Below are 4,216 nucleotides of genomic sequence, written 5' to 3'. Positions count from 1 at the left end.
CAGCTTAAGAGTAACGATGAAATGACGCCAGAGATGACATTTAAAGAGCCTTACTTTTTGGATTTCATTGGCGCTCAGTCTTATGCTTCTGAGCAAGAACTCGAAGATTTGATTTTACAAAATATCACTGAGTTCCTGCAAGAGATTGGAACTGATTTTTGCTTTGTTTCTAGACAAAAGCGTATGAGTACTGGCAAAAAGGATCGGTATCTGGATTTATTGTTTTTTAATCGTCGATTGCGTCGCCTTATTGCCATAGATCTTAAGCTCGGTGATTTTGATCCAGCTTATAAAGGGCAGATGGAATGGTATTTGAACTGGCTGGATAAAAATGAACGTCTTGACTACGAAGAAAAGCCTATGGGCATTATTTTATGTGCAGGCAAAGATCATGATGATATTGAATATCTTGAAATGGATAAAACGGGCATTCACGTTGCTCAATACCTAACAGAATTGCCACCTAAAGAAATCTTAGAAGAGAATCTACGCAAAGCGATTTCAACTGCAAGAGAAACCCATATTAAGCGTCTATTACTAGAGGAGGGGTGTGATGATTAAATTAAACTCTCATCTTAATGACGAAGTTCTTGCTTTAATCAATGATAAAATTGCAAAATATAAGTTATTTTATGCCCTATATTTCAAATACTATGAGGAACGTAACGCTTTTTTCACTGAACAGCCAAGTTTTTCACGCTCACTAGTTACTACATTAGCTGAAAAACTGGGGGTATCAACAAAAATTAATGTCCCAACACAAAAGTCGTTGACCAACTATAGAAAAGAAATTCGAGATTATTTAAACACCTGTACTATATCATCAGAACACGAGAATCTCATTAAGGCATATATTAACGAGCTTATTCAGACTCAAAAATTATTTAAATTAGATGCACTGAAAGAAAAGGTTTACGCGTACTTGAAAGAAAATAAAATTGAAAAGACAAGTGATAATGCCTTAAACAAAATCATTAAAAGCGCTCTTCATCAACATAACCAAAATGTTTTTGAGCTAATATCTAGTGCTTTAGATTTTGAAACTAAAGCCTATTTAGATGGATTAATGCTTGCTAAGGATAGCAGTATGTCTCGTTTAAATTATATTAAAAGATGGCCTCAAGGCATGTCAGTTAAAAGCATAAAAATAGAAGCCGATAAATTAAGCTTTTTAACAATGTTAACGTTGCCCGATTGTTTGGACGAAATAACAGAAGGCCAACTAAAGAAGCACTATCGAAATATTTCGACCAAGTATCCTAGCGCTATAAAAGAAATACCTGAAGTAACGCGATATGCGCTATTAAGTATATTTTGCTTTATCCGCCAAAGAGAGTTAATAGACAATTTAGTTGAAATGCTAATTAAACTCACACACAAAGTGTTTGTTAGTGGTGAAAATAAGCTTCAGAATGAGTTATCTACGGTTCTTGAAATTAAAGAAAATTGTAATCGCAAAGGGATACTAGAGTTGCTTATTGATACTATCGTTTCTCAAGAGAAAAAAGTTATTGAAAACGCAATATATCCAGTCATTTCAAAAGAGAAGTTGCTAGCAATTAAAAGCAAAAATAAAAATAACACCGTCACTTATAATAGTTTGGTTTATGATAAAGTAAGAGCATCATACGCTAGACACTATCGCCAAATGCTAGCACCCGTTATAAAGTTGCTTACCTTTCGGTCTAACAATAAAAGCTACCAACCTGTTATCGAAGCATTGTCAGTTATTAAACAACATTTAAGTGATAACAGCACCTATTACCCTGCTGAAGAAAATATTCCAATTAATGGTGCAGTTAAGCGATCACACGAAAAATGTGTTATTGAAGAAACATCACAAGGTAATTGTATTAAGCGCATTGATTATGAGTTATGTGTCCTTCATAACTTGAGGAATAAATTAAGAGTTAAAGAAATATGGGTTGAAGGGGCATATTTGTATCGAGATCCTGAAAAGGATTTGCCTCAAGACTTTGAAGAAGAAAAAGAGGCATATCACGAGATTCTGGATAAGCCCATAGACGCTAAACAGTTTGTCACAAAACTAAAGAAATCACTCACAAAACATCTCAATGAATTTAACCTCAATCTCCCTAAAAACAAACTTGTTAGTATTTTGAAACGACCAAAAGGACATATCAAATTAACACCGTTAAAAGAGCAACCTGAACCACCACAACTAGAAGCAATTAAGCAGGAAGTATTTAAACGATGGCCATCAACTAGTTTGCTTGATGTTTTGAAAGAAGCAGACGTGTTTGTCGATTTCATCAAGGATTTTGTGCCTAGTGGAAGTAAGGAAGGGTTAGATAAGGAAACAATTAAAAAACGTTTACTACTTGCAATACTTGCTTATGGTACTAACACTGGCTTAAAAAGCATGAGTGCCGGAAATAATGATGTAACTTACCAAGATTTACAACACATTAAACTAAGGTATTTCGATCCTGACAATTTTAAAGAAGCCATTCGCAAAATGGTTAACTATCTTTTAAAAGTACAAATGCCAGAGATATGGCAACATTGCACGACATCAGTTGCTTCAGACTCCAAACATTTCAAGGCATCGGTTCAAAATCTAATGAGTTACTGGCATCCTCGTTATCATAGTAAAGGTGTTATGGTTTACTGGCACGTGGATCGTAATTCTGTCTGTATTTATTCACAGTTAAAGAGTTGCGTATCTTCAGAAGTATCTTCAATGATTGAAGGAATACTACGACATTCAACAGATAAAGACGTTGATAAAAGCTATGTTGACACTCATGGGCAAAGCGAGGTCGGATTTGCTTTTTCATATATGCTAAACTTTAACTTATTGCCACGTTTAAACAATATTCATACTCAAAAACTCTATTACAACGCTCCACAAGATGCTAGTAAATACAGTCATTTGACAGATATACTTTCAAGATCAATTAATTGGGAGTTAATAGAAGCTCAATATGAGCAAATCGTGAAATATACTGTTGCACTTAAGTTGGGCACAGCTAATGCTGAAAACATTATGAAGCGATTCACTAGAAATAACTTACAACATCCGACATATAAAGCACTTGCTGAGCTTGGTAAAGCAGTAAAAAGCATTTTTCTCTGTCGCTATTTAAGTTCTGAAGCACTAAGAAGAGAAATTCATGAGGGTTTAAATACCGTCGAACGCTGGAATGGTGTGAATGATTTTATTTTTTATGGAAATCATGGCGCATTAAAAAGTAATAATCCTATTGAGTTAGAGCTATCAACACTATGTTTGCATTTACTTCAACTAAGCATGACGCTCATTAATACCTTGATGTTGCAGCAAGTACTTATTGAGTCTGGATGGCTTGACAAAATGACACTCGAAGATAAACGTGCCATCACGCCGCTCTTAAGTGAACATATCAATCCTTATGGTGTATTTTTACTTGATTTAAATAAGCGCTTACCAATTAATCACCCTTTATTACAGGCGGCTTGACATGGATAAAAGAACAAGTCCCAGAAAAAAAGCACTTCAAATCGCCAAGCATTTTAGACATGAGAACCCGGACTATAATTACTTACGCGCCGTATTTGTTGCATTAAGGCAGGAATTAGATGTTCAAGTTAAAGCAGAGCCTAAAAAGCTACCCTATGTGCCAACAGAAGATGAGATCAGGCGGTACTATGATATCGTCTGGAAAAGCAAGAACATGCAAGATGTTCTAATTATTAAAACACTCCTATATACTGGCGTTCGTGTAAGTGAGTTGATACGCCTTAAAATAAGCGATGTTGACCTAGATAGATGCCAGATTAAAATTAACTCAGGCAAGGGACAAAAAGATCGTATAGTTCCTTTTCCAAAAAGTTTTCGAGAAACATTGGCTTTACACATATCAAAAGTCTCAAAAGATAAAGGTTTCAGCTTATTTACATCATCATGGGCTAAGCCTTACTCTGATCGAGGAATTCGGAAAATTCTCGAAAAATACAGTAAAAAAGCTGGAATGACACAAAATATATCACCGCATAAATTAAGGCATTTTTTATTTACCTGGCTTAAGAAAAAAGGAATAGATGATGCACTTATTCAACCTTACTCAGGTCATGAAACAAGGCAATCTCTGGAGGTATACTCAAAGTTATCTCTGTCAGAGGCGCAAGATAGTTATGATGATAATATTAAAGATTTCCCCATATGATAGGCTCAACTTCACCTCTCAGCGAACGATCCTTAGTACCAGGCCAT

The 4,216-nt window shown here is 35.2% G+C and carries 3 protein-coding genes; all 3 read left to right on the top strand.

Annotated elements, in window-relative coordinates:
* Positions 1-561, top strand: a 561-nt coding sequence (locus tag IE867_RS14070) for a PDDEXK nuclease domain-containing protein (RefSeq protein WP_192485343.1), incomplete at its 5' end; no start/stop codon positions are given.
* Positions 554-3,463, top strand: coding sequence for a Tn3 family transposase (locus IE867_RS14065; protein ID WP_192485342.1), 2,910 nt, complete (start codon positions 554-556; stop codon positions 3,461-3,463). The genes IE867_RS14070 and IE867_RS14065, both read left to right, overlap by 8 nt.
* Before the next feature lies 1 nt (position 3,464).
* Complete coding sequence (locus IE867_RS14060; protein ID WP_192485341.1) at positions 3,465-4,169, top strand: tyrosine-type recombinase/integrase; 705 nt, start codon at positions 3,465-3,467, stop codon at positions 4,167-4,169.
* Positions 4,170-4,216: the final 47 nt, after the last annotated feature.

The organism is Cysteiniphilum marinum (assembly GCF_014857925.1).
Lineage (GTDB): Bacteria > Pseudomonadota > Gammaproteobacteria > Francisellales > Francisellaceae > Caedibacter > Caedibacter marinus.
Note: the sequence above shows the minus strand (reverse complement) of the source record. Positions and strands in the feature narration are given on the sequence as shown.

What these genes read in the sequence shown, in the direction of transcription:
- IE867_RS14065 (WP_192485342.1), top strand. Translation starts at nt 554, where the DNA reads ATGATTAAATTAAACTCTCATCTTAATGACGAAGTTCTTGCTTTAATC.
- IE867_RS14060 (WP_192485341.1), top strand. Translation starts at nt 3,465, where the DNA reads ATGGATAAAAGAACAAGTCCCAGAAAAAAAGCACTTCAAATCGCCAAG.